Source organism: Thermosynechococcus sp. M98_K2018_005 (assembly GCF_015295825.1).
Taxonomy (GTDB): Bacteria; Cyanobacteriota; Cyanobacteriia; order Thermosynechococcales; family Thermosynechococcaceae; genus Thermosynechococcus.
Map to the genome: position 1 here is coordinate 1 of NZ_DVEH01000030.1, position 25230 is coordinate 25230.

The window sequence follows — 25230 nt, forward strand, 5'->3', positions numbered from 1 at the left end:
GATAACTGGATCAGGTGAATGGGTTGATTCATAAACGTGCTGGGGTCGGGGAACGCTGCGGCTCGGATGCTCAGGCTATTTCATCTGATCAACCACCTTAACGCTGACAGACGTTGTCGATTCACGCAAGCGGGTGGGTAAGGGGAGTTGTTGCCACCACTGCCCAAGCACTTGGCGCTGATTGATGAGGTAAATGCTAACGAGCGTCAGACCCACTCCTAGCAACTGAACCCGACTCAGGGTTTCCCCCAAGAACCAATGCCCAAAGGTGAGGGCAAATACTGGGGTGAGAAACGTCAGGGCACTGAGACTCGTGAGATTCCCCTTGGCGGCAAAATAGAAAAAGACACCGTAGGACAGGGCACTACCAAAGAAGGTGGCATAGCCCAGATTGAGGATATCTGACCACTGTAGGGCCGCCCAAGGTGCTGGGGTATTCAGACTCGGCAGGAGCAATAGGGGCAACCCGCCCAAGACCATGTGCCAACCGGTAGCCACAACGGGATCCGCATAGCGTGCCAAGGGACGCATGAGAATCGTCCCCACTGCCATCGAGAGGGCAGCCAACAGCATCCACAGTTCACCTCGCTGCCACCACTGTCCCCAAGGAATACCTTGCCATGCACTGGGTTGATGGAGCAAAGTCAAGAGATCATCGCCTAGACCAATACCGCTAATGCCCACTAAGCCAAGAAATAGCCCCAGCCAGCCCCAGCCGCCAACGCGCTCTTGATACAGCCAGCGGGACAGCAATGCCACCGCAAGGGGTTGGGAGTCAATCATGACGGAGCCAAGGCCAGCACCCGTTTTCGCTAAGCCAGTGGCCAAAAAGCCTTGAAATAAAAAGCCATCCACAAGGGCAAAAAGACTAATCCATCCCCACGCCCGTAAGCTATTGGGTTGGGGCTTACCGAGGGCGATCGCCACCGCTAAAACCAGAAGGCCTGCGGGCACAAGGCGCACCCCGGCAACCCACAGCGGCGAGGTATGGGGCATCACCTCTTTCATGGCCACCATGGCAGTTCCCCAAAAGAAAAAGGGGGAAATTAGAATCAAGCGTTGCCAGAGTGTAGTCACAGGCGTTGCAAAATCAGGAAAAATGTTAAGGATTATTGCGATTCGTATCCTTAAATTATAATCCTGCCCTGGGAAACGGCAACTTTAGGAGGGAATTGCCAAGTTGATTTGCTATAACAAGTTCTAACGACTTCCCTGGCATCCTAGGGAAATTTTAGGCAGTGGGTGAGGAGCCGCAGCAGGAAATGAAAGCACTAGAGGTTTGGCAACGGTGGTTCCGGCGGGTTCCTAAGTCAGCGGCGCTAGCGATCGCCCCTGGGGGGACAACAGTCACTGCATCTCTGCCCTCCCGCTGGCAAACCTACCGCCAACGACTCATGGCATACGAGGGGTGGCCTTGGCTCATCCCCTTTTTAATCTCCGGGGCAACCCTGATGACCGCCAGTGCTTGGCTATTGGTTTTACCCCCCTTGCCCGATTGTCGTCACCCCGGCCTCGTCATGAGCGATGGCGATCGCCTCTACTGTGCCGATCAAGCAGCCCGCCACGGCAACTTACCCTCTCTTGCTCAAGCCATTGAAACCGTCAGTCAGTGGCCCGAAGATCACCCTCTTTTTCCTCAAGCGAAGCGGCGCGTGGATGAATGGTCAGCCGCCCTACTCGTGATTGCCCGTCAGCAGTTGAGCCAAGGCAATATTGATCTGGCAACGCTGCTCTTGAAAAAAATCCCCACCACCGCAGCGAGCTACTCCCAAGCTCAAGAACTACTGACCGCAACGAATGTGGGAGAAGGGGGAAACTTGTTGGCAACGGCTGAGGCGGCGCTGCGCCAGCAGGACTGGGGATTGGCATTACTGCAAGTGAAACTGATGAATCAGTTGGGCACCGACTACTGGCGCGAACAGGCACAAAAGCTCTCAGTGCGCATCTCCCAAGAACAGGATGCGTGGGTACAACTGGTACAGGCACGGGATTTGGCGGCTTGGTTAACGGCCAATGAACTGGCCGAGGCGGTCATGCTGGCTCTGAAAATTCCCCCAGAGGCCGTTGTCTATTCCCAAGCCCAAGCGGATATTCGCCGTTGGATTCCTGAAGTGTTTGTGTACGCTGAAGAGCGCTTAGCGGCTGGCGATCGCGAGGGTGCCCTAGCACTGATTGAAAAAATTGCCCCCGCTCTCGATGTGTCCTACCACGATCGCCCGATTGTGATCTTGGGGCAGGCCAAAGCCCTTGCGGCCAAGGGAACGGTTTTGGGCTACTGGGAGGCGATCGCCCGTGCGCAGCAGATTCCCACCACAGATCCCTTCTATGAATCGGCTCAAGCCTATCTCAAAACATGGCAGCAACAGTTGCGTAACCAACAGCATCTTCAGTGGGCATCGTGGCTCGCCAGTTCCCATCTGCGCTGGGGGTATGCCTTGGCCATTGCGCAAGCTCGGCAGGTGCCCCTTGGTCAGCCAGAACGGGGTCAAGCCCAGGGTTTAATTGCCCTTTGGCAACGGGATCTAGGCACGATTGATGAGCAGCCCCTCCTCCATGCGGCGATCGCCCTTGCAGAACAGAAGCAGTACCAAGCTGCCCTAAGGGTTCTTCAATCTTTCCCGCGCAATGCGGTGCTCGCTTCCGTGGTGGCCAACTACCGCAATGAGTGGCAACAAAAACTCGAAGAAATGGAGGATCGTCCCATCTTGGATCGAGCCATTCGCTTGGCACGGGAAGGCAAACTGGAGGAAGCCATTCAAACCGCTGAGCAAATTGGTCGCGATCGCGCCCTCTACCGTGAAGCTCTCAACCACCTCTGGCAGTGGGACTATGAACTCAGCGTGCGGCAACGCCAACAGGCAGCACCCACGCCCGCTGGGTGGGAAAGCTCCCCCCGTCCCCCTGAAGGGACTTCTGAACCAGTAGCCGAACCAAAATCAACTCCTTCAGCAACACCGACGCCAGAAACAGTGACACCCTCGCCGACCTCTGAGGCATTTCCCACCCCCACACCTAAAACCACGGTTGCTCCTACCCCTGCCAGTCCTTCACCGACACCTGAAGCCACTGCTGCCCCTACGCCTGTTCAACCGCCAGCAGCGGAACCCGAACCAACAGCTACCCCCTAGCGATCGCTGGTCATCGTAAAATAGAGGCTCTGTGCAGTATCGGTAGTCCAGCTATGCGCCTCTCGCAAATGCTCTTTGTCACGCTTCGCGATGATCCAGCGGAAGCAGAAATTCCCAGCCACAAATTATTGCTGCGGGCGGGATATATTCGGCGGATTGCTAGTGGCATCTATAGCTATCTGCCCTTGATGTGGCGAGTGCTGCAAAAAGTCAGCGCCATCGTCCGTGAGGAAATGAATCGCAGTGGCGCCTTGGAATGTTTGCTGCCGCAATTGCAACCCGCTGAACTGTGGCAGGAGTCAGGACGCTGGGATACCTATACCAAGGCCGAAGGGATCATGTTTTCCCTCACCGATCGCGCTGAGCGGCAGTTGGGACTAGGCCCCACCCATGAAGAGGTCATCACCACTCTTGCCAAGGACTTAATCCGCTCCTATCGGCAGCTGCCCGTTCACCTATACCAAATCCAAACAAAATTCCGCGATGAGATTCGCCCCCGATTTGGCTTAATGCGGGGACGCGAATTCATTATGAAGGACGGCTACTCCTTCCATGCGGATGTGGCCAGCCTCAAGGAAACCTATCAGGTGATGTACGACACCTATAGCCGTATTCTTCAGCGCTGTGGCCTGACGTTTCGAGCTGTGGAGGCGGATTCGGGTGCGATCGGCGGATCGGGGTCCCATGAGTTTATGGTGCTGGCTGCCGCCGGCGAAGATGAGGTGCTCTATACGGCTGACGGCCAATATGCCGCCAATGTGGAAAAGGCCGTTTCGCTGCCCCCTGACGCGGTGCCCACAACCTACAAATACAAAAAGGTAGCGACGCTGGACACCCCCAATACGGCAACCATTGATGCCCTTGTTGAGCACCTGCAGTGCCATCCGACGCAAATTGTGAAAAATGTCCTCTATCGAGCAGTTTTCGATAATGGGCGGGTGGGTCTCGTGTTGGTCAGTATTCGCGGCGATCAAGAGGTGAACAGCGTCAAGCTGCACAACACCCTCACTTCCCTGGCGCCCAACTACGGGGCCACCCAATTGCTAGATCTGCGGGTGGCGGATGCCAATACAGCCCAAGAGTGGGCAGCAACCCCCATTCCCTTTGGTTACATTGGCCCTGATTTAGAAGATGCCGTTATTAAAGCCGATCCCCAAATTATTCCCCAGTGGATTCGCATTGCTGATCGCACTGTAACGGAGTTGAAGGGATTTATTACGGGAGCCAATCGCGATCAACAGCATCGGGTGGGGGTCAACTGGGGCAAATCCTGTCCTTTGCCAGCAATTGTGGCTGATGTGCGCAAAGCCCAAGCGGGCGATCGCGCCTGCCATGATCCAACGCAGCACCTACAAACGGCACGGGGCATTGAAATTGGCCATATTTTCCAGTTGGGCACCAAATATTCTGAGGCGATGAAGGCCACCTACACCAATGAACAGGGGGAAGAGGTACCTCTGGTGATGGGCTGCTATGGCATTGGGGTTTCCCGCTTGGCACAGGCGGCAGTGGAGCAGCACCACGACGCCCAAGGGATTATCTGGCCACTGGCGATCGCCCCCTATCAGGTGATTATTGTCGTGCCCAACATTGGGGACAGCCAGCAAATGCAGGTGGCCACTGACCTCTACGAACAGCTGCAGGCGGCAGGGATTGAGGTGCTCCTCGACGATCGCGATGAGCGGGCAGGGGTGAAATTCAAAGATGCTGATCTGATTGGCATTCCCTATCGGCTGGTGACGGGGCGGGCGATCGCCAATGGTGAAGTCGAACTCGTGATCCGCGCAACAGGGGCTAAATCCACCCTCCCCTTAACCGAGATTGTTCGCTATCTTCAGAAGGAGATTGCTCAGCAGTTAGCCCGATGATTCTGAGTCCCCAACAGCGCGCAAAATTGGATAGCCGCAGTGATGCTCTCTTTTATGCGGCACCGCGCTTTGTAACCCATGTGGATGATTTCTTTCTGGCGCGCCTCACGGATCTCTACCGCCAATACTTGCAGCCACAGATGCGGGTTTTGGATTTAATGAGTAGTTGGGTGTCTCATCTGCCTCCGGAGCTATCCTTTGAGGAAGTGGTGGGTCATGGGATGAATGCGGCGGAGCTAGCCCGTAACCCCCGGCTGGATCGTTATTTCGTTCAGAATCTCAATGAAGAGTTGGCCTTGCCCCTAGAGGATGCCAGTTTTGATGCTGTGCTGATGGCGGTGTCGGTGCAGTACCTGCAGTATCCTGAGGCCACTTTTACAGAAATTGCCCGTATCCTCAAGCCTCAAGGGGTCGTCATTGTCAGCTTCTCGAATCGAATGTTTTTTGAGAAGGCGATTCAGGCATGGCGAGATGGTACTGAGGGCGATCGCGTGCAGTTGGTGCAAACCTATATCAACAGCATTCCCTCCCTCAAGGTCATTGAAACTCATCTGCCCCGTCGCTGGTCTTGGCTGGGATTGACCGATCCCTTCTATGCTGTCGTTGGCGAAAAGCCGTCAGCGTGATGGTCAGAGGGGGCGCTTATGAGCAGTTTCGCGGTGCCCTCCTTGGACTCCTATGGGGCATTGCTCAAGAGGATATCTATCGAGCCCAGACACTGCCCCACCAATGGTTAGCCCCCAACCAAGGGGAGTGGCCAGTTCAGCTTCCGCAGTTGTTGGCATCATGGGATCAACCTCTGATTGCAGTCCCCGAAGGATTGCAGGAGATTCAGACCCTGCTCCATGAATACCTCGAGGCGGCTTGGGCACCTGAGGCGCTGCCCGTACCTCTAGAGAAAGGGGAGATGATCCGCTATGCCTTGGCGATCGCCCCTTGGGACTTAGAATTAGCCCATGAAATTGTTATCAAGCAGCAACCCAGCGCTGGTTTTCTCTTAAGCTGTCTTTTTGGTGCCTATTGGGGGGCACTGGCCTTACCCCTCAGCGCATGGGAGCATTGGACACCCACCGTAGCTGAAGTGCTGGCAAATGTGATGGCGCAATGGACAGGAGGGATGGGAACCGAGAGTGCAGTTGCCCCCAAGGGCGGACTAAAAAACTGGAGAAGGCGCTGCACTCGGAATATAGCGCTCTAGCTGTGCGCCCAAACCCCGCAGCTTGGCTTCAATTTGCCAGTAGCCCCGATCTAAGTGCTGCAAGCCATAGACGTGGGTTTCGCCGTGGGCAGCCAGTCCAGCAACAACTAAAGCCGCTGTGGCACGTAGATCCGTACCTGTTACCGGCGCACCCGAAAGATAGGGCACCCCTCGGATGGCGGCGTGATTCCCCTTGACGCGAATATCGGCACCCATGCGATTGAGTTCAGCCACATGGCCAAAGCGATTTTCAAATACCGTTTCGCTGACTAAACTATTCCCCTCACTGATGGCCAGCAATGTCATCATCAAGGCCTGCATATCCGTGGGAAAGCCGGGGTAGGGGAGCGTTTCAATGTCAGTGGCACGATAGCGCTGGGCAGGGGTAAAGCGGACGCGGGTGGGATCGGGAAATTCAACCGTTGCTCCCATTTCTGCAAGTTTGGCGATAACAGGAGTCAAGTGGCTGGGAATCACGGGTGCGAGGGTAATTGCCGAGCGGGTGACAGCAGCGGCTAAGAGAAATGTGCCCGCTTCGATGCGATCGGGGATAATTTCGTATTCAGTGCCGTGGAGACGATCGACCCCGACAATGGTGATCGAATTGGTACCTGCGCCATAGATTTTTGCCCCCATCGCGATACAGCAGTTGGCTAAATCCACCACTTCGGGTTCTTGGGCAGCATTTTCAATCGTGGTTTCCCCCTCGGCAAGGGTGGCGGCCATCATTAGGGTTTCCGTTGCGCCCACGCTGGGATAGTCCAAATAAATCCGTGTCCCCTTGAGTTTAGCTGCACGGGCAGTGACAACACCGTGATCAATTGTGACTTCGGCACCCATTGCTTGCAGACCACGCACATGCAGTTCCACCGGACGGGCACCAATGGCACACCCCCCCGGCAAGGGGACGCGGGCAACACCCAAGCGTGCCACCAAAGGGCCAATAGCAAAGAAACTTGCCCGCAGTTGGCTGACGAGGCGATAGGGGGGATCATTAGTATTTAAGTCCGTGGCATCAATGGCGATCGCCTCACTGCCGAGGCGTTGTACCTTGACCCCCAATGCCTGTAAAATTTCCCCAAGGCGACGAATATCCGCTAAGTCAGGCACTGCATGGAGAATGGTTGTATCCGCTGCTAAGAGTGCCCCCGCCATCAAAACCAATGCTGAATTCTTGGCTCCGCTAATCCTCACCTCACCCGATAACCGATATCCCCCTTGAATCTTGAGGTGTGCCTGCTCTGTGGTCAGCGGCATTGTGGTCGAGGTTAGCATATTTCACTCTCACAGCCAAAAGAATTCCAAGCGATTATATCCTATCAGTGCGAATTTTATGCAAAGATCAACAAGAGAGAGACTGTTATTGTGCAGGTAATCTAATTAGTCATTTGATGGAACACCAAAACCTCAGCGATTTACTGCGGCAGGAGGCAGCCAAACAAAGTCAAGCGCCCAGCAAGCGGAGTCGCCACCAGCCCACCAAGGCAGAACTAGAGCAAGAACTAGCCATCCTCAAAGCAGCGTTAGCAGCCGCAGAAGCTGAGAAAACCGCTCAGAGCACCCAGGTAGGGCAACTGCAACAGGAAGTGCAAACGTGGCGCGATCTCGCCCAAGCCCTCGAAAATGAGCTTCAGGAACTCCAAACCCGCCATCAGGCGCTAGAAGCCGAATTTGAAGAGGCCAAAGAAGTCATTCGCCAACTCACTGCGCCTCAGCCCTACCGCTTTGAGGATGTGGGATTTAAGCCCCTTGTCAATGAAATTCCCCTCCCCAACCCCAATGCCTCTCACCTTGGCGATGCGGAAATTGGTTGGTTTGATTAGGGATTGCCTAAGTGCTTGGCAAACTCTTTGAGAAGATTAAAAAAATGTAAAGACAGATAAATCAATTATTAAAATTCCCGCAGTGGTAATCTAATGTACATTTCACAAATCTGTATTAGCTTTAAGTTAAGTTATTTCCGATTCCTTCAGAGCCACAGGTTGCATGAATAATTCCGCCACTCCTAAGGGTCATCCGGTTAATTCAGTTTCCCACACCAACCCTGCTGCCGACGACGAACACTGCGATTTGTATATCGAGAGCGATCGCACAGGGATGACAGTGCAAACCCTGAAGCGCGCCTTTGTTGATAACCTGCACTACATCCAGGGCAAGGATGCCATGTTTGCCACGCCCTATGATTACTTCATGGCACTGGCCTACACGGTGCGCGATCGCCTGCTGCATCGGCGGATTAAAACCGCCCAAACCTATTTTGAGCAGGATGCCAAGGTGGTCTATTACCTGTCGGCAGAGTTTCTCATTGGTCGCTTGCTCCTGAACAACCTGATTAACGTCGGTCTCTATGAGCAAACTAAACAGGCAATGGCCGACTTTGGCCTTGACCTTAATGAGCTCATGGATCGTGAACCGGAGCCGGGACTAGGCAATGGCGGTTTGGGACGCTTGGCAGCTTGTTTCCTCGACTCTCTCGCGACTCTTGAAATTCCCGCTGTTGGCTACGGCATTCGCTACGAGTTTGGTATTTTTGAGCAAATCATTACCAATGGCTGGCAGCACGAAGTGCCCGACAACTGGCTGCGCTTTGGGAACCCCTGGGAGATTGCTCGTCCTGATTACAACGTTGAAGTTAAGTTTGGTGGCCACACCGAAGCCTACACCGATGCCCAAGGTCACTACCGGGTGCGGTGGGTTCCTAGCACCACCGTTTTTGGCACGCCCTACGATACGCCAATTCCCGGCTATGGCAAAAATACCGTCAACACCCTCCGTCTGTGGAGTGCCCGTGCAGCGCAGGACTTTAACCTTCAGGTGTTCAATGCGGGTGACTACACCCAAGCCGTCTCGGAAAAAACCTTTAGTGAGAATATCTCGAAGGTTCTCTACCCCAACGACAACACTCCCCAAGGCAAAGAATTGCGGCTGCGGCAACAGTATTTCTTTGTCTCTTGTTCCTTGCAGGACATTATCCGTCTCTACCTGCGGCGGCACACCAGCTTTGATGCCTTTCCCGATAAAGTGGCCATTCAGCTTAACGATACCCACCCTGCCATTGGTGTGGCTGAACTAATGCGATTGCTGGTGGATGAGTACCAACTCACATGGGAAAAAGCGTGGGACATCACCCAGCGTACCTTTGCCTATACCAACCACACCCTCCTAGGAGAAGCCCTCGAGCGCTGGTCGGTAGATCTCTTTGGTCAACTGCTACCCCGCCACTTGGAAATCATTTACGAGATCAACTACCGCTTCCTGAACGAGATTCGCCTGCGCTACCCTGGCAACATTGCCCGCTTGGCACGCATGTCTTTGATTGAGGAAGGTCATCCTAAACAGGTGCGCATGGCGCACTTGGCCTGTGTCGGTAGCCATACGGTGAATGGGGTAGCCGAACTGCACACAGAGCTGATCAAGCAGGAGCTGATGCGGGACTTCTATGAGATGTACCCCAACAAGTTCCAGAACAAAACCAATGGCATTACCCCCCGCCGTTGGCTATTAATGAGTAATCCCCGCTTGGCCAGTCTGATTACCGAAACACTAAAGAGCGATCGCTGGATTACCCACCTTGAAGACCTGCGTGGCCTAGAACCCTACGCCACGGATCCCGCCTTTCAGGCCAAGTGGCAGCAAATCAAGCAAGCCAACAAAGAACGCCTAGCGGAGTACATCTGGCGCAACAACCAAATCGAGGTGGATCCCTATTCCCTCTTTGACATTCAAATTAAGCGCATCCACGAGTATAAGCGGCAGCATTTAGCGGTGCTCCACATTATTACGCTCTACGAGCAGATCAAAGCCAATCCCAACATGGACATTCAGCCGCGCACATTTATTTTTGGCGGCAAGGCAGCCCCCGGCTACTTCATGGCGAAGATGATCATTAAGCTGATCAATTCTGTGGGCGATATGGTCAACCACGACAGTGATGTGAATGGCCGCCTCAAAGTGGTCTTCCTCAGCAACTACTCGGTCTCCCTTGGCGAAATGGCCTATCCTGCCGCCGATCTCTCGGAGCAAATCTCCACTGCTGGCAAAGAGGCCTCTGGCACTGGGAATATGAAGTTTGCCCTCAATGGCGCCTTGACCATTGGGACACTGGATGGCGCGAATGTGGAAATTCGCCAAGAGGTGGGGGCAGAGAACTTCTTCCTCTTTGGTTTGACGGCGCAAGAGGTGATGAGCCTGAAAGCTGAGGGCTACAATCCCCGCGAGTACTACAACAGCAACCCAATGCTCAAGAAGGTGATTGACAGCCTGATTTCCAACTACTTCAATCCGCGTGAGCCGGGACTGTTTGAACCGATTGTCAGTTCCCTGCTCAACGAGGATCAATATATGCTCTTGGCGGACTACCAATCCTACGTGGACTGTCAACAACGGGCAGCGCAAGCTTTTCGTGACAAAGCCCACTGGACACAGATGTCGATTCTCAATGTGGCGCGCATGGGCAAATTCTCCAGCGATCGCACGATTGCCGAGTACTGCAAAGATATCTGGCACGTTGAACCTGTTCCTGTTTCCTTGGACACGTGTCGGCCTGCTTTTCGCCCCAGCCGCATCAGTCAAGCCAGGAGTCTTTAGGTGACTGCCCCTTTTGCTCTACACTAGGGCAAGTCTCAAGCAGGGGAACGAAATGAATGGCGGGAATCGGCGCAGCCCTACGGGTTTTTCAAAGTCGCAAAATGGCGGCACTGCTCTTGTTGGGCTTTTCGTCAGGGTTGCCTCTATTTCTCACCAGCCGAACACTGCAAGCATGGATGACCGTTGAGGGCATTGACTTGACCGCCATTGGCCTCTTTAGCCTCGTGGGGTTGCCCTACTCACTGAAGTTTCTCTGGTCCCCCTTGCTGGATCGCTATACGATTCCCTTTTTGGGACGGCGACGAGGTTGGTTACTGCTGATTCAGGTGCTTTTGTTGGGGGCGATCGCCCTAATGGCGGTACAGGATCCCAGGGCGAGCCTGCGGCTGCTCGCGGTGAATGCCTTCGCCATTGCCTTCTTGAGCGCCAGCCAAGATATTGCTGTGGATGCCTACCGTGCCGATGTCCTAGAACCGCTTGAAATGGGGGCGGGTGCGGGCATTTACGTCCTTGGCTATCGCATTGCGCTCTTGGTCACGGGTTCCCTAGCCCTGATTCTTGCAGATCAACTGCCTTGGCCAGTGGTTTACGTCCTGATGGCACTGCTGATGCTGGTGGGCATGGTCACGACCCTTTGGGCACCGGAACCCGAAGTCCATCCTCCGGCGCCTCCTTCACTGGCGCAAGCAGTGATTCGCCCCTTCCTTGATTTTTTCCAGCGCTACGGTTGGGGAACAGGGCTGATTATTTTGCTCTTTATCTGCCTCTACCGCTTGGGGGATGCTCTCACGGGGAACATGATGACCCCTTTTCTGTTGCAGCAGGGCTTTAGCCAAACCCAAATTGGCGCGGTGCAAGGGGGTGTCGGGCTGATTGCCACCATTGTTGGTGCCCTTGCCGGCGGGGCGGCCATCAGTCAAATCGGTATTCACCGTGCCCTGTGGATTATGGGGGGATTGCAAGCTTCTAGCAATATCTCCTACTTTGTTTTGGCCAATGCCGGTGCCAACCCAACGGTGATGGTGGCCGCTATTAGTATTGATAACTTCTGTGCGGGGCTGGCGATCGCTGCCCTGACCGCCCTTTTAATGAGCCTCTGCAACCCCCAATTTAGTGCAACGCAGTATGCCCTCCTCTCCAGTCTGTTTGCCTTTAGTCGGGATATACTAGCAGCCCCTGCAGGTAAAGCGGCAGAGATCATGGGGTGGCCGCTCTTTTTTCTCTTCACGATTGGCGCTGCCTTACCAGCACTTCTCCTCCTGCCGTTTTTTGCCCCTTGGCAGGCGAAGCCAGCCTTTCCCCGCCCCGGCAGTGATGACTGAAAATGCTTTATGTTGTCCCCAGCAAATCCGACAATGACGACGCTGATTCCCGTTCCCCTTGGTGAGCACTCCTACCGCATTGCCATTGGTGTCAACACACGACGGCAGTTGCCTGCACTGTTGGCCAAATATACGCCCTTGACGCCGAAAGCACCCGCCCTCATCGTTTCCAATCCGCAAATTTGGCGGCACTACGGCATGGATGTGCAAGAGGCATTAACGCAAGCGGGCTGGCAGGTCACCCCCTGTATTCTCCCAGCAGGGGAACGCTACAAAACCCTCAGAACCGTCGAAAAGATTTATGATGCTGCCCTGAGTCAGCGTTTAGAGCGGGGTTCTACCCTCTTTTCCCTTGGCGGTGGCGTCATTGGCGACATAACTGGCTTTGCGGCGGCGACGTGGCTGCGGGGGATTGCCGTGGTTCAGATTCCCACCAGTCTCTTGGCGATGGTGGATGCGGCGATTGGCGGGAAAACAGGGGTGAACCATCCCCAGGGCAAAAATCTCATTGGTGCCTTTCATCAACCCCGTCTTGTGGTCATTGATCCCGATGTTTTGGCAACCCTGCCGCCGCGAGAATTTCGTGCTGGCATGGCAGAAGTAATTAAGTACGGTGTGATTTGGGATGCTGAGCTGTTTGATTTGTTGAGTCAGTTGCCGCGCTTGGATCGCATGGCTGCTTTACCTGCTGAACAGTTGATCCAAATCCTACAGCGTTCCTGCCAAGCGAAGGTGGATGTGGTCAGCAAGGATGAGCGGGAAGCTGGGCTGCGGGCCATTTTGAATTACGGTCACACAATTGGCCATGCCCTTGAAAGCATGGGCAACTATCGTCTTTTGAACCACGGCGAGGCTGTGGCCATTGGCATGATTGCCGCTGGAGAACTGGCGGTAGCCTTGGGGTATTGGTCAGTAGAAGCCGCCGCTGCCCAACGAGCATTAATTCTCAAAGCAAAACTACCGACAACGATCCCAGGTCACTTTGATGTCGACAGACTGCTGGCACTCCTACAGCATGACAAGAAGGTTCAGGCGCAAAAGGTGCGGTTTATTCTCCCCACTGCCATTGGCCATGTGGAAATTTTTGATCAGGTGCCGACCGCACTGATTCGGGAGACGCTCCAGCGCCTGCAAGCCTAGCTAGGGGGTGGGGTATCTAGCAAACATTTTTTGCTGGCTTTTAATTCTTTCCAGAGATTTTTAATTTGCTCGTAAGCTTCCTGAGGGGAGAGCTTGCCACTGTTTTCGAGGCTGGAAATGTAGCTCACTCGGGTGGCAAACTCCTGCAAGTTGGCATCAAATAAAAAGTTTTCAGGTGTAAACTCACCGTGGTAACGGCTGTGGGGATGTAAAAATTCGTATTTATTCATTGCTTACCTATCCTTTTTTCTCAGGAATTAACCTATCCTTAACTTCATTTTAACCATTCTCTCTTGGATAACCGTAGCTGCCGTAACAAAACTGTGATCTCGCTGGCGGCAAAATGGGGCTTTGTTAACAACTATTGGCAAAAGATTAAGCATTATTAACTTTGATTGATCAAATAAAGGAGACTTATCACACTACATATACAAGAGTGATCCCTTGCGATCGCCAGATATCAATGCTCTGATTTAGGAAATGGATAGATGATGCACGGACTCTCCTTGGCTCCCCGTTATTGCTTAGATGATGTTGATCCTTGGCTCTTGGGAATTGATCCCAGTCGTCATTATTGGCTGCAAGTCAATGGGGATCCCCAGCAGCGGGTGGCTATTCCGGGGGTCTGTGTCCAGAGTATCTCCGAACTGCGGGAAATCATGGAGGCGGTGCGATCGCTCCTACCGGGGCAGCAGTTGCAAGTTCAGCGGGCGGCCACCTGTTTAGAAATTCACTGTGTGGCTGAAAATCTGCTAGCGATCGCCCACCCTGTTGACGGTGCCCCCGCTTGGCATCTCTTTGATCGCGAAACCCTCGAAAGTTTAGTGATGAGTGCCCATCCCCACTGGCAATGTCGGCCGGAGGATGTGGAATTGGGGCGGCAGCAATTGTGGCAGTCGTTTCAGTTACCGGTGGCCGCCTGAGCCGTGTCAAGAGCTTCACTGATCCGCCGCAGCACACCATTGATAAAGCGGTGGCTGCCCTGATCGCTGTAGCGTTTGGCCAGTTCGATCGCCTCGTTGATGGCTACTTGCTTGGCTACGTCAAGATAGCGCATCTCTGCTACGGCAATTTCAATAATGGCGCCATCTAAGTGCGTCAGTCGCTCCAGTTGCCAATCCACCATTGAGCGATTCACCAGTTCTTGAATCTCCGTTTGGTGTCGCTGCAAACAGCGCAGTAGGGCGATCGCGTAGGTTTGAACTTCCTCTTGATGGGCAAAGTAGAGAATTTCGGGTAAATCCAGAGCAGCGCCTATTTTGTTCAAGCCCTTTTCCGCGCGATTAAGGGCATCTTGAAGCACCATCTGTGCCTTTTCGAGGTGGGGCAACTGAAACTCACTATGGTTGAGCAGTCGCTGACTTTCACTGAGTTCGGTGCCAGCCTGTTCGAGGGTATCGCGCACATCACTCGCCAGCGTCCGTACCGCCGTGAGGATCAAGCTGCGGCAGTCACTTTCATCGAGCAATTTCGGTTGGCGTAACACTTGAGCGGCACTGAGCAACGCCAATTCACGGGCAACACGACGAGCAGTAATCATAGGTGAATCCTCAAAAACGAGTTCTTAAGGCAACGAAGCAGGAGCGGGGGGCAGGGTCGAGGTCGGAACCGATCCCGGTGTGACAATCCCCCCAGAAATAATCAGCTTAAAGGCATCCTCAATCGAAATATCCAGATCTCGCACATCTCGCTCACTGGCAATTACATACCAACCTGTGGTGGGGTTAGGGGACGAGGGGATAAATAGACTCAACATCGGCTCGGAAAAGGCCGTTTGCAATGAACCATTAATCGTGCCAGTGACAAAGGCCACGACCCACAGACCCGGCCGCGGATATTCTACAAGCACCACCCGCCGGAAGCGATCGCGCGAGTCCCGCAGAATTGTCTCTAGGAGTTGTTGCAGCACCTTATAAATGGTGCCCGCCAAGGGAATGCGCTTGAGAACGCTCTCACCCGTATTCAACAGCCACTGGCCAAAGATATTGCGTGCCATCAAGCCAATGAGCAAGATCCCTGTTAAAGGCACAACAATCCCCACTGCCACATTGAGCAGATCCACCAACAGGGGGTGCCATGTTTTGAAGGGATTCACCTGCTTGGGAATACGGGTAAGGAGATCCAAGACCCAACTGGAAACAGAAATCGATAGCCAAATCGTTGTTGCCAGCGGGATCACCACCAGCAGACCGGCAATGAGATCATTTTTAATTGCTTGTTGGAGTCGGTGCAGCACAGATACTCGCACGAGCAGACTTCTGTTTCTAGCTTAGCGGTTGCTGCCACTGCGGGTACGGTGAAAGGCCAAACTGCTGTAGAGCATGAAGGCGGCATCCCAAGGACTTGCCTCACGGCGAAAGAGGTTAATGTGGGGGGGAATTTTACTTAGGAGTTCTGTAAAGTCCAAGGCGGTTTCTGCAAAGCTGGTGAAGTCTTGCCACACGGGGCGATCGCCACAGTGCTGCTGCCACAGACTCGATAACTGCCGCCACTTCACCCATGAGGTATTTTGATCCAAATCCAAATCACTCTGGATCACCTCTGCCACCTGACTCAGGGGAGTCCCTTGGTGAAACTGGTAACCGCCGCGATAAAAGCGTAGGATTTGATTTTGCTGAAAGAGGTGGAGATCACAGCACTGCGCATGATCCTGAATTTGTTCTTTGCGGGTGACTTTCCCTTGGTGATCGCGATCAAACACCTGCTCAAAAATCGGCAGCAACCCCTCTACTCGCTGGCTGACTTGTGACCAAGCAAAGGTAAGTTCAACGGGTTCTGGCGAGAGCGAAGTGGTACACACCACACGCGGCTGTGGCTCCAAGGTTTCAAAATAACGCACCTGCAAGACGGGTGTGGTTGTCAGTGCCTCAAAGGGGACACAAAAGAGGGCAAACCCCTGCTGCTTCAGTTCTTGGCAATAGACGGTGAGTTCCGCAAAATTGCCCGTGCGGATCAAACGCCAGCCCCGCGACGGAATCAACAGTCGCGCTGTGTAGGGGTCAATCTTAAACATGGTGGCCAAAAGACGGGCAAGGATCGTCCGCTGCTCAGAGGCAGCCACCCCCTCTAAAACCAGAAGGCCCTGCTGCTCGACTCCCACCACGGCATGGGTTGCTAAAATCGCCTGTTGCCGCTGCTGTTGGCGAATTTGCTCAATTTTTTCAAGGCCGCGCCGAGCCATTTGCGTCAGCTTGGGGCCACAGTTCAGCCGCAGTAATTGGCGAAAGTCTGACTCAGCCTCCTCTAGCCGCTCTGTCTTGAGATAGAGTTGACCTCGGCACAGGAGGACACGGGGATCCTCAGGAGGCAAGGTGGCCAGTAATTTTTCTGCCTGTTGGAAATTTCCTTGATCCAGTGCTGTCAAAACCTCAGTCAGCATGGCCGGCACCCCCAATGTTTTTTTTATTCTAGACAACGCTCCCTAACCACCAAATAGGCTGCCGAGGAAGCCTTCTAAACCACCCTTGCCCATGCGCTCGCCACGAATTTTTGCCAATTTCTCCAGCAGCTCTCGTTCCTCATGGGTGACGTGGGTGGGAATTTCCACATCAACGGTAATCAGGTGATCACCCCGCGCCACGGGATTACCCACACGGGGCACGCCTCGCCCTTCTAGGACTAACACTGTACCGGGTTGGGTGCCTGCGGGAATCTTTAGCTCTGCCTCTCCATCCACCGTGCTCACGGGAATTCGACAGCCAAGAATCGCTTGCAGGTAGCTAATTTTAATCCGCGATAGGATATTGTTGCCTTCGCGCTGAAACTCCGGATCGGGTTCAACAAAAAGATAGACGTAGAGATCTCCAGGAGGACCTCCCCGCAAACCGGCATCCCCTTCACCCGAAACCCGTAGCCGTGTACCATTGTCTACCCCAGCAGGAATCGTGATTTTCAGCTTTTTGCTGACTTGCATGTGGCCTTGACCGCCACAGGACTCACAGCGATCTTCAATCACGACGCCAGAACCACCACAGGTGGGACAGGTCGTTAGTTGCGTAAAACTACCAAAGGGGGTTCGTGCCGATCGCCGCACTTGCCCCATGCCACCACAGGTACTACAGGTAACTGGCCGTGTGCCGGGTTTAGCCCCTGTGCCTTGACAAGTTTTACAGGTTTCCAAATGGTTAATGCGAATTTCCTTCTCACCACCAAAAACGGCTTCGCGAAATTCCAGTTTCAGTTCATAGCGGAGATCGTCCCCGCGGGTGGGCCCTTGCTGCCGCCGACTGCCAGTGGCAAAGCCGCCAAAGAAGGTTTCAAAAATATCGGCAAAGCCACCCATATCGCCAACACCAAAGTCACTAAAGCCAGTCGCTCCAACACCACTGACCCCAGCTTCACCAAAGCGATCGTAGTTGGCTCGCGCTTCAGGATCCGAGAGTACCTCGTAGGCGCGGTTGATTTCCTTGAATTTTTCTTCAGCGCCCGGTTCTTTGTTGACATCGGGGTGATACTTGCGAGCCAAGCGCCGATAGGCTCGTTTTAATTCTTCAGCATCTGCAGAGCGTGAGACACCTAAGATCTCATAGAAATCACGAGCCATAGCCACCGTTACCTAAATTAATCAACCGCTTCATAATCTGAAACAACTGTTTCTTCATTATCGCTGATCACTGTGGCATCACTATCTAAAACTTGAGTGGATTGGGAACTAATCGTAGCACCCCCCATTGTCGGGGTTGAGGTCATCATTGAACCGCCTGCGGTCTGTTGATACACGACAGATCCCAAGGTCACCAAGGCCTGCTGCAGGGCTTCCATCCGCTTGCGAATTTCATCGGGGGTAATATTGTCATCCACCATTGCTGCCTGCATACTCTGAACCACCGGCTCAATCCGTGCCCGTAGATCGGGGGTGAATGTGATGCCATGGTTTTTGATTGTTGATTGATAGCTATACAGCAAAGCATCGGCTTGGTTGCGCAGTTCAGCAATTTCTTTCTTGATTTGGTCTGCTTGGGCATAAATTGTTGCCTCTTGGCGCATGCGCTCGATTTCCATGCTGCTGAGGCCACCGCGATTGGTAATGCGCACACTTTGTTGGCGACCGGTGGCGCGATCGACGGCAGACACACTCAGGATGCCGTTGGCATCAATGTCAAACGTGACATCAATTTGCGGTACACCTCGAGGGGCGGGAGTAATGCCGGTGAGTTCAAAGCAGGCTAGTTGTTTATTGTCCTTGGCAATCGGGCGCTCCCCTTGATAGACGGCAATTTCAACCACGGTTTGGCCATCAGTGGCGGTGGAAAAGGTTTGGGTTTTGCTGGTGGGGAGGGTGGTGTTACGTTCGATAATTTTTGTAAAGACACCGCCAAGGGTTTCCAACCCCAAAGAGAGGGGCGTGACATCCAGCAGCAGGAGATCTTTAACTGTCGTTTCCTTGCCAAGAATCCCTCCTTGAATGGCTGCACCTACGGCAACCGCTTCATCAGGATTAACGGAGCGATCGGGATTTTTGCCACAGAATTGCTTCACTAACTCCTGAATCGCCGGAATACGGGTGGAACCACCGACGAGTAAGACGCGGTCAATATCCTGAACGGTTAGACCCGCATCGGCGATCGCCTGCTGCATCGGTTCGAGGGTGGCCTGAACCAAGTGGGCGCAGAGTTCCTCAAACTTACTGCGGGTGAGTTCCATTTCAAGGTGCTTAGGCCCGGTTTCATCAGCCGTAATGAAGGGCAGGTTAATCGAAGTGCTCAGGGTGCCCGATAACTCCACTTTCGCTTTTTCGGCAGCTTCGCGGAGGCGTTGCAGTGCCATTTTATCTTTAGAGAGATCGATCCCCTCCTGCTCCTTAAAGGAGGCCAAGAGCCAATCAAGAATACATTCGTCAAAATTATCGCCCCCTAGGTGGTTATTCCCTGCTGTGGAGCGCACTTCAAAGACCCCATCCCCCAGTTGCAGAATCGAGACATCAAAGGTGCCACCGCCCAAGTCAAAAACCAGAATCGTTTGATCTTGATCCTGTTTGTCAATGCCGTAGGCTAAGGAGGCCGCCGTTGGCTCGTTGATGATGCGCATTACCTCAAGGCCAGCGATCGCCCCCGCATCTTTGGTGGCTTGGCGCTGCGCATCACTAAAATAGGCTGGCACCGTGATGACGGCTTGGGTCACCGGTTCCCCTAGATAGGCTTCCGCATCCTGCTTCAGCTTTTGCAGGATCATGGCGGAAATTTCTTGGGGGGTATAGGTGCGATCGCGAATCTGCACATCCACCATGCCATCGCGACCCGGCACACAGGTATAGGGCACACGGGCACGTTCTTGATCCGTTTCCTCCCAACGGCGACCAATAAACCGCTTGATACTAAAAACGGTATTTTCCGCATTGGTGACGGCTTGCCGCTTTGCCAGTTGACCCACTAGCCGTTCACCCGATTTGCCAAAGGCGACAATACTGGGGGTGGTGCGCCCGCCCTCCGCACTGGGGATCACGACAGGATTCCCCCCCTCTAAGACTGCCACACAACTATTTGTGGTTCCAAGGTCGATGCCAATGACTTTACCCATAGCCGTAATCGCCGTTTTCGAAGTTTTCAAAAATGCCTTGTCAGGAGGAGACTTCTTGCAAAAAGTCCTACTCTTTAGGCTAGAATGCCGCAATGATGATGCTATCGTAACACCTGAATTCAGGGCAAAACGGTTTACCAATCATCTTAAGCAACTGGAACAGGGTTGACCACAGGCTTACTCGCGAATCAGCGCCACCGCCACACGGTTGTTTCCCTGATCCGTAATGCTTACCCGAAGATTGGGGCCAAAGAATGTCTGCATCTTGGCTTGCTTCGATTGCCACACCTCAAGGGGCACTGCTGGGGCTTCAAATTCTAAAACTAGTGTATAAGCACCGTCCGTTAAGGTCTCGGCGATCGCCACCAAGACAGGACGCTCAGCATCCGAGGGACTGAGGCCTAAACTGGCCAATGTGCTATCTAGGTGTGCTTCTTGACCATAACGATAGCGGGTGACATCCTTACGGATTTGGGTTTGGGTGGGGGTTGCTTGGGTACGGCCAGCGATCGCCGCCGGGGTTGGGGCTTCACGATAGGGCACCGGTTTGAGTTCTGCCGCTTTGAGTGCCAATCCGCCCAAGAGGAGGGGCACACCGTAGAAAAAGCCAGCCAGATTCAATGTGGCATTCCCCGCAGCATAGGCCACCACTCCCACCACCGTCAGCAGTGAACCGACAATTAACCCCAACGTTCCCAGCGATACAGACCCCAACATGACCCTTGAACCACTAGCGGTAATTTGTAAATTGTAATGGCACTGGGTAATCCTCAGTTTTCAGGCGTTGGATCACCGCTTGTAGATCATCCTTTGACTTGGCACTGACCCGTACCACATCCCCTTGAATCGAGGCTTGCACCTTCTTAAATTCATTGCGGATCAGCTTGCTAATCTCCTTGGCTAGTTCTGAGTTGATACCCCGCCGCAATTTGATCAACTGTTTGACCCGTTGGCCACCCGCTGCCTCCACAGGCCCATAGTCAAAAATTTTCAGAGACAACTGCCGCTTCGCCGCCTTCTGTTGCAGAATCGTTTGCACTGAATTGAGCGTAAATTCACTATCGGTGTGAATCGTCAGTCCCTCTTTGGCTAACTCAAGGGTGGTCTGAGTATCCTTAAGGTCATAGCGGGCTTTGATCTCTCGCTCCGTTTGATCTACTGCATTGACCAGCTCTTGCCAGTCAAAATCACTCACAATATCAAAGGAAAATGTGGTTGCCATGCCTAGGGTTTTTGGGGATTCACTTGACCAATTACCTTTAATTTACCGTCATCGGTGACCTGCCAAATGTCATAGACCCCGACAACATCGCCATTTTCATCAATATCGACATTGCCACTGGCGCCTTGATAGTTGATTTCTTTGCCTTCCCGCAGTAAAGCCAGTCCCTTGCACACATCATCCACTTCTTCCCCTGGTGGGTTGGCTACATCGCGCAATTTACCGCGAATTCCTTCACCCGTATTTTGTCCTGCGGCCTGTGCAGCTAGTACAAGGAGTGCGGCAGCATCCCAAGCCTGAGCGCCAAAGGCAGGGAGGTCACCACTTTTTTTCGCGCTCCAGAGTTTTTGGAGTTCAGCAAGGGCTTTACCATCAGCACCGGGAACAGTTCCCTTGGCACCGGCAATAATGTATTTGCCATCGGGGGTGCGTCCCACTTGCTCTGGGAAACTTTCTGACTTGACGCCATCGGTGAGGAGAATGGCGACGTTTTGGGTGAGACCTTGCTCAAAAGCAGATTTCAAAAGCAAGCTCCCTGTTTCGGGATACAAAATCGCCACTACTGCATCAGGCTTCCCGCTAAAGGCAGCAGCAGCTTCTGTCGTGAAGGTGGTTGCCCGCTCATCATAACGGGTCGGGCGGTCTTCATTGATCACTGTGCCCCCTAGGGCTTTGAAGGCACGGGTAAATTCCTGCTCAAAGCTACGGCCATAGTCATTGTTGATCACCACGGTGGCGACTCGTTGATACCCCTGTTCTTTGGCCAGTTGGGCAAGGGCTTGGGCTTGGTAATTGTCGGGGGGAGCAGTGCGTGCCCAATAGCCGTTAAAGTCTCCTTTCTTGGCGCGTTCAGTGAGCAGTGTACTCGTACTGCCGGGGGAAATGAGCATCACTTGACCCCGGGTGGCAATATCAGCGGCGGCATTGGAGACGCTACTACCAAAGGAGCCCACGACTCCCGCAACTCGGTCAATCTCCACCAACTTCGTCATCGCTTCTGCCCCAGAGGCAGGATTCGATTGATCATCGGCAGCAATGAGCGTGACGGGCTGGCCATTAACACCGCCACAGGCATTCACCGTTTCCACTAGCAGGGGCACCACTTCAGCAATGGGGGTTCCCACCGAAGCTAAATCGCCGGTTGAGGGCAACAATGAGCCAATCCGCAGTCCTTGACCGGTTGGAGCGGTGGTGGTGGTGTCTGCCTCGCAGGCACCAATGGTAAAGAGGAGAAGTAACCCTGCAAAAAGCTTGGCAGCTGCCCATCCCCTTGACGGCTGTTGACCCATAGTTGTGTACTCTCACAATTTGCCAGCATCCTACTGCAACTGGGGGCATCTTGCAATGCGCAGAGAGGATACCTTGCGCAAAAAAAGGGGCATTCCCACATAACAGCCCCTTTGTATCCAATGCTCTGTGGATGAGTTTTCCTAGGTAGAGGGACGAACTTGCCGCGCCATATTCAAGAAGGCGGCCATATTGGCTCCGGGACGACGACGAGCAAAACGGGTGTAGGGAACACTGGGGGTGACAGGAGTCGGTGTGGGTTCTGCGGGAGCTGTGGCAACGGAGGTGGGTGCGGCGGCAACAGGTTGAGCGGGTTGAGGAGCAGCAGGTTCAGGAGTCGGGGCAGGTTCTGCCGCTTTAGTGGGGGTTGACAGTGCAGCAGGGGCAGCCGTGCTTTCATCTAGTTCAATGTAAAATTCGCTCTTTTTGCCCAAGCCAAAGAGTTTGGCGATCGCCCCAAATAGCCCGAAAATCGCACCAAAGAGTTTCTTCACCAGATTCATCTCAAAGCCTCCCAAGCGGTTGTTGTGAGTAAGGTAGCAGAAGGAGACAGCCCCAAGTCAGCATCCTGAAGCTGTTGAGACTTTATTATCGGGCGGTGGGTGGCACCAATCAACAACTGAATATGGAAAGTCTGAGAGGGCTTATGTTACATTTTTCAAAGTAAAGCAGCGGTTTCGCAGGACTAATCACTGTTATGAACAAAGTTTACGACTGGTTTGAGGAACGCCTCGAAATTCAGGCGATCGCTGACGATATCACCAGCAAGTATGTGCCGCCCCACGTAAACATTTTTTACTGTCTTGGTGGCATTACCCTTACCTGTTTCTTGATCCAATTTGCCACAGGCTTTGCCATGACGTTTTACTACAAACCTACGGTGGCTGAAGCCTTTGCCTCTGTGCAGTACATCATGAATGAGGTCAACTTTGGCTGGTTGATCCGCTCCATTCACAAGTGGTCCGCCAGCATGATGGTCTTGATGATGATTCTGCACGTCTTCCGCGTCTATCTTACCGGTGGCTTCAAGAAACCCCGCGAACTCACTTGGGTAACGGGTGTGGTCTTGGCGGTGATTACCGTCAGCTTTGGTGTCACGGGCTACTCCCTACCTTGGGACCAAGTGGGCTATTGGGCCGTCAAAATCGTTTCCGGTATCCCTGCGGCGATTCCTGTGGTGGGTGACCAACTGGTGGAACTGATGCGCGGTGGTGAAAGTGTCGGTCAAGCAACCCTCACTCGCTTCTATAGCTTGCACACCTTTGTGCTGCCCTGGTTGATCGCCGTCTTTATGCTGATGCACTTCCTGATGATTCGTAAGCAGGGCATTTCGGGTCCCCTGTAAGCCAAGCATCAAGAAATGTAACAGAGCCTGCTCTTTTCGGCGGTTCCACTTGTTATGCTCCAAGTAACTTCCCCCTTGCTGACCCTCTAGGAGAATGATTGATTTATGGCAAAAGTTTTGAAAAAGCCTGATTTAACGAATCCGGCGCTGCGGGCAAAGCTGAAAAAAGGCATGGGCCACAACTACTATGGCGAACCCGCTTGGCCCAATGACCTGCTCTATATCTTCCCTGTGGTGATTATGGGCACGATCGCCCTTGTGATCGGTTTAGCAGTGATGGATCCTGCCATGGTCGGTGAACCAGCGGATCCCTTTGCCACCCCCTTGGAAATTTTGCCAGAGTGGTACCTCTATCCCACCTTCCAGATTTTCCGGGTGGTGCCCAACAAGCTGCTGGGGGTGCTCATGAATGCCTCCATTCCCTTGGGCTTGATGCTGATTCCCTTCATTGAAAATGTCAACAAGTTCCAGAATCCGTTCCGTCGTCCTGTGGCCATGACGGTTTTCCTCTTTGGCACATTGGTGACGCTGTGGCTGGGGATTGGTGCTGCTTTCCCCTTGGATAAGTCGCTGACCCTTGGCCTATTCTAGGCATCCTAGGAAAACACCTCATGGGCTTGCGCATCTGGCGATCGCTAGGTGCGCTTTTTAGTTGGCGTTTTGCAGGTCAATTTTTTCAATAAAAGGGCGAATTTCATTGAGATCAATGTAGCGATCGGTGGCATTGCGCAGTTCACGGGCAATCATCCCTTCGGTGGAAACAACCGTGATATGGGTGTTCTTGGAACGCAGCAACTCGATCGCCCGCTCAAAATCACCATCGCCACTAAAGAGAACGATGCGATCGTACTGGCCGACGGTGTTGAACATATCAATCACAATTTCAATGTCTAAATTGGCTTTTTGGTAATACTTGCCAAGGGTTTCATCGTAATATTCTTTCAGCAGCTTGGTACGCACGGTATAACCAAGGTTAATAAGGGCATCACGAAACGAGCGTTGATCTTGGATATCCTTGAGACCGGTGTACCAAAAAGCATTGACCAATACAATGTTGGGATCACGGGTAAAAAATTCGAGAACACGACGGGGATCAAAAAACCAGCCATTTTTTTGCTGGGCATAGAACATATTATTCCCATCGATGAAAATTGAGAGTCGTTCTTGATGGGGAAGCATCATTAGGGAGAACCTACAAATCAATGATGTATGTGTAATAGGAGAACCATTGATAAAAGCTTGGATAGGCAATGGGTTGTATACATTCTATAGGAGGGAATTTGACAGGGTTCAAGAGAGTAAGAGCTAGTCCTTCAACAGGTCACAAGATAAAAAGAAGGTAAAAAAGAATACATAATCAGTTCTGCGATCGCTCGTAATCAGAAAAATAAAAGTTAGCTAATGGTTCAATAGGAACACTTTTTAGAAAAAGAAAACATTTATTAATGCTTTTTTGAGCACTGTAATCTATTTTAATAGAACTGCATAGTGGATGCTATAGTTTTTTCCTTGGCGATCGCCCCTTAAAAACCAAAAAAGGGGGCAATACCCCCAATTCTTCATGCTTTTCACTGCGTTTAATACAGGGCACGTACTGGCGGAGCTGGGATCACGGCT

The 25230-nt window shown here is 53.1% G+C and carries 24 protein-coding genes; 11 read left to right on the forward strand and 13 right to left on the reverse strand.

Going from position 1 to position 25230, the window contains the following annotated elements; all coding sequences use genetic code 11:
- Nucleotides 1–75: 75 nt before the first annotated feature.
- Nucleotides 76–1077 carry a DMT family transporter gene (locus IGQ15_RS03880; protein ID WP_297048811.1) on the reverse strand — a complete coding sequence of 334 codons (1002 nt, stop codon included), beginning with the start codon at nt 1075–1077 and terminating at the stop codon, nt 76–78.
- A gap of 161 nt (nt 1078–1238) precedes the next feature.
- On the opposite strand from IGQ15_RS03880, the gene IGQ15_RS03885 reads away from it, so the two are divergent.
- Genes IGQ15_RS03885 through IGQ15_RS03900 form a run of 4 tightly spaced genes read left to right on the forward strand, consistent with a single transcriptional unit; the run spans nt 1239 to nt 6194 of the window.
- Complete coding sequence (locus IGQ15_RS03885; protein WP_297048813.1) at nt 1239–3128, forward strand: hypothetical protein; 1890 nt, start codon at nt 1239–1241, stop codon at nt 3126–3128.
- A 53-nt stretch (nt 3129–3181) separates the two neighbouring features.
- The gene (locus tag IGQ15_RS03890) at nt 3182–4996 is read left to right on the forward strand and encodes a proline--tRNA ligase (protein WP_297048815.1); all 1815 of its coding nucleotides are present in this window, start codon (nt 3182–3184) and stop codon (nt 4994–4996) included.
- Complete coding sequence (locus IGQ15_RS03895) at nt 4993–5622, forward strand: class I SAM-dependent methyltransferase (RefSeq protein WP_297048817.1); 630 nt, start codon at nt 4993–4995, stop codon at nt 5620–5622. The genes IGQ15_RS03890 and IGQ15_RS03895 overlap by 4 nt, the downstream gene beginning before the upstream one ends.
- Nucleotides 5622–6194: a hypothetical protein gene (locus tag IGQ15_RS03900; RefSeq protein ID WP_297048818.1), complete on the forward strand. Its 573-nt coding sequence runs from the start codon at nt 5622–5624 to the stop codon at nt 6192–6194. Before IGQ15_RS03895 ends, IGQ15_RS03900 begins: the two co-directional genes overlap by 1 nt.
- On the opposite strand, the gene murA is transcribed toward IGQ15_RS03900, so the two are convergent.
- Nucleotides 6150–7469: a UDP-N-acetylglucosamine 1-carboxyvinyltransferase gene (gene murA / locus IGQ15_RS03905; RefSeq protein ID WP_297048820.1), complete on the reverse strand. Its 1320-nt coding sequence runs from the start codon at nt 7467–7469 to the stop codon at nt 6150–6152. The genes IGQ15_RS03900 and murA overlap by 45 nt on opposite strands.
- Before the next feature lie 116 nt (nt 7470–7585).
- Here murA and IGQ15_RS03910 point away from each other — a divergent pair, with 116 nt between their 5' ends.
- The 4 genes from IGQ15_RS03910 (at nt 7586) to aroB (ending at nt 13243) form a co-directional block, all read left to right on the forward strand.
- Nucleotides 7586–8017, forward strand: coding sequence for a hypothetical protein (locus IGQ15_RS03910; RefSeq protein ID WP_297048822.1), 432 nt, complete (start codon nt 7586–7588; stop codon nt 8015–8017).
- A gap of 163 nt (nt 8018–8180) precedes the next feature.
- Entirely contained in the window at nt 8181–10781 is a 2601-nt protein-coding gene (locus tag IGQ15_RS03915) for a glycogen/starch/alpha-glucan phosphorylase (RefSeq protein WP_297048824.1), read from the forward strand.
- Between the two features lie 56 nt (nt 10782–10837).
- Nucleotides 10838–12103, forward strand: a complete 1266-nt coding sequence (locus tag IGQ15_RS03920) for an AmpG family muropeptide MFS transporter (protein WP_297048827.1) — start codon at nt 10838–10840, stop codon at nt 12101–12103.
- 33 nt (nt 12104–12136) lie between these two features.
- Entirely contained in the window at nt 12137–13243 is a 1107-nt protein-coding gene (gene aroB, locus IGQ15_RS03925; RefSeq protein WP_297048828.1) for a 3-dehydroquinate synthase, read from the forward strand.
- Here aroB and IGQ15_RS03930 read toward each other — a convergent pair.
- Nucleotides 13240–13473, reverse strand: a complete 234-nt coding sequence (locus IGQ15_RS03930) for a hypothetical protein (protein ID WP_297048830.1) — start codon at nt 13471–13473, stop codon at nt 13240–13242. The two genes, aroB and IGQ15_RS03930, sit on opposite strands and share 4 nt — an antisense overlap.
- A gap of 258 nt (nt 13474–13731) precedes the next feature.
- Here IGQ15_RS03930 and IGQ15_RS03935 point away from each other — a divergent pair, with 258 nt between their 5' ends.
- Complete coding sequence (locus IGQ15_RS03935; RefSeq protein WP_297048832.1) at nt 13732–14166, forward strand: hypothetical protein; 435 nt, start codon at nt 13732–13734, stop codon at nt 14164–14166.
- Here the strand turns inward: IGQ15_RS03935 and nusB are convergent.
- The 9 genes from nusB to IGQ15_RS03980 all read right to left on the reverse strand — a co-directional run bounded on the left by nusB (nt 14145) and on the right by IGQ15_RS03980 (nt 22771).
- Nucleotides 14145–14783 (reverse strand): transcription antitermination factor NusB, encoded by a 639-nt coding sequence (gene nusB / locus IGQ15_RS03940; RefSeq protein ID WP_297048833.1) that lies wholly within the window; start codon nt 14781–14783, stop codon nt 14145–14147. The two genes, IGQ15_RS03935 and nusB, sit on opposite strands and share 22 nt — an antisense overlap.
- Before the next feature lie 24 nt (nt 14784–14807).
- Nucleotides 14808–15479: a DUF502 domain-containing protein gene (locus IGQ15_RS03945; RefSeq protein WP_297048835.1), complete on the reverse strand. Its 672-nt coding sequence runs from the start codon at nt 15477–15479 to the stop codon at nt 14808–14810.
- A 33-nt stretch (nt 15480–15512) separates the two neighbouring features.
- The gene (locus IGQ15_RS03950) at nt 15513–16622 is read right to left on the reverse strand and encodes a tetratricopeptide repeat protein (RefSeq protein WP_297048837.1); all 1110 of its coding nucleotides are present in this window, start codon (nt 16620–16622) and stop codon (nt 15513–15515) included.
- A gap of 42 nt (nt 16623–16664) precedes the next feature.
- The gene (gene dnaJ / locus IGQ15_RS03955) at nt 16665–17786 is read right to left on the reverse strand and encodes a molecular chaperone DnaJ (RefSeq protein WP_297048839.1); all 1122 of its coding nucleotides are present in this window, start codon (nt 17784–17786) and stop codon (nt 16665–16667) included.
- Between the two features lie 17 nt (nt 17787–17803).
- The gene (dnaK, locus tag IGQ15_RS03960; protein WP_297048852.1) at nt 17804–19759 is read right to left on the reverse strand and encodes a molecular chaperone DnaK; all 1956 of its coding nucleotides are present in this window, start codon (nt 19757–19759) and stop codon (nt 17804–17806) included.
- Between the two features lie 177 nt (nt 19760–19936).
- Complete coding sequence (locus IGQ15_RS03965; RefSeq protein ID WP_297048842.1) at nt 19937–20476, reverse strand: DUF2854 domain-containing protein; 540 nt, start codon at nt 20474–20476, stop codon at nt 19937–19939.
- A 13-nt stretch (nt 20477–20489) separates the two neighbouring features.
- Nucleotides 20490–20981, reverse strand: coding sequence for a YajQ family cyclic di-GMP-binding protein (locus IGQ15_RS03970; protein WP_297048844.1), 492 nt, complete (start codon nt 20979–20981; stop codon nt 20490–20492).
- Between the two features lie 2 nt (nt 20982–20983).
- The gene (locus IGQ15_RS03975) at nt 20984–22270 is read right to left on the reverse strand and encodes an ABC transporter substrate-binding protein (protein ID WP_297048846.1); all 1287 of its coding nucleotides are present in this window, start codon (nt 22268–22270) and stop codon (nt 20984–20986) included.
- 141 nt (nt 22271–22411) lie between these two features.
- Nucleotides 22412–22771, reverse strand: coding sequence for a hypothetical protein (locus IGQ15_RS03980; protein WP_297048847.1), 360 nt, complete (start codon nt 22769–22771; stop codon nt 22412–22414).
- Between the two features lie 194 nt (nt 22772–22965).
- Here IGQ15_RS03980 and petB point away from each other — a divergent pair, with 194 nt between their 5' ends.
- Together petB and petD are read left to right on the forward strand one after the other, a co-directional pair.
- Nucleotides 22966–23613: a cytochrome b6 gene (petB, locus tag IGQ15_RS03985; protein WP_297048849.1), complete on the forward strand. Its 648-nt coding sequence runs from the start codon at nt 22966–22968 to the stop codon at nt 23611–23613.
- Between the two features lie 105 nt (nt 23614–23718).
- Nucleotides 23719–24204 carry a cytochrome b6-f complex subunit IV gene (petD, locus tag IGQ15_RS03990; RefSeq protein ID WP_297048851.1) on the forward strand — a complete coding sequence of 162 codons (486 nt, stop codon included), beginning with the start codon at nt 23719–23721 and terminating at the stop codon, nt 24202–24204.
- 57 nt (nt 24205–24261) lie between these two features.
- Here petD and IGQ15_RS03995 read toward each other — a convergent pair whose 3' ends face one another.
- Entirely contained in the window at nt 24262–24795 is a 534-nt protein-coding gene (locus IGQ15_RS03995) for an NYN domain-containing protein (protein WP_363315776.1), read from the reverse strand.
- Between the last annotated feature and the right edge of the window lie 435 nt (nt 24796–25230).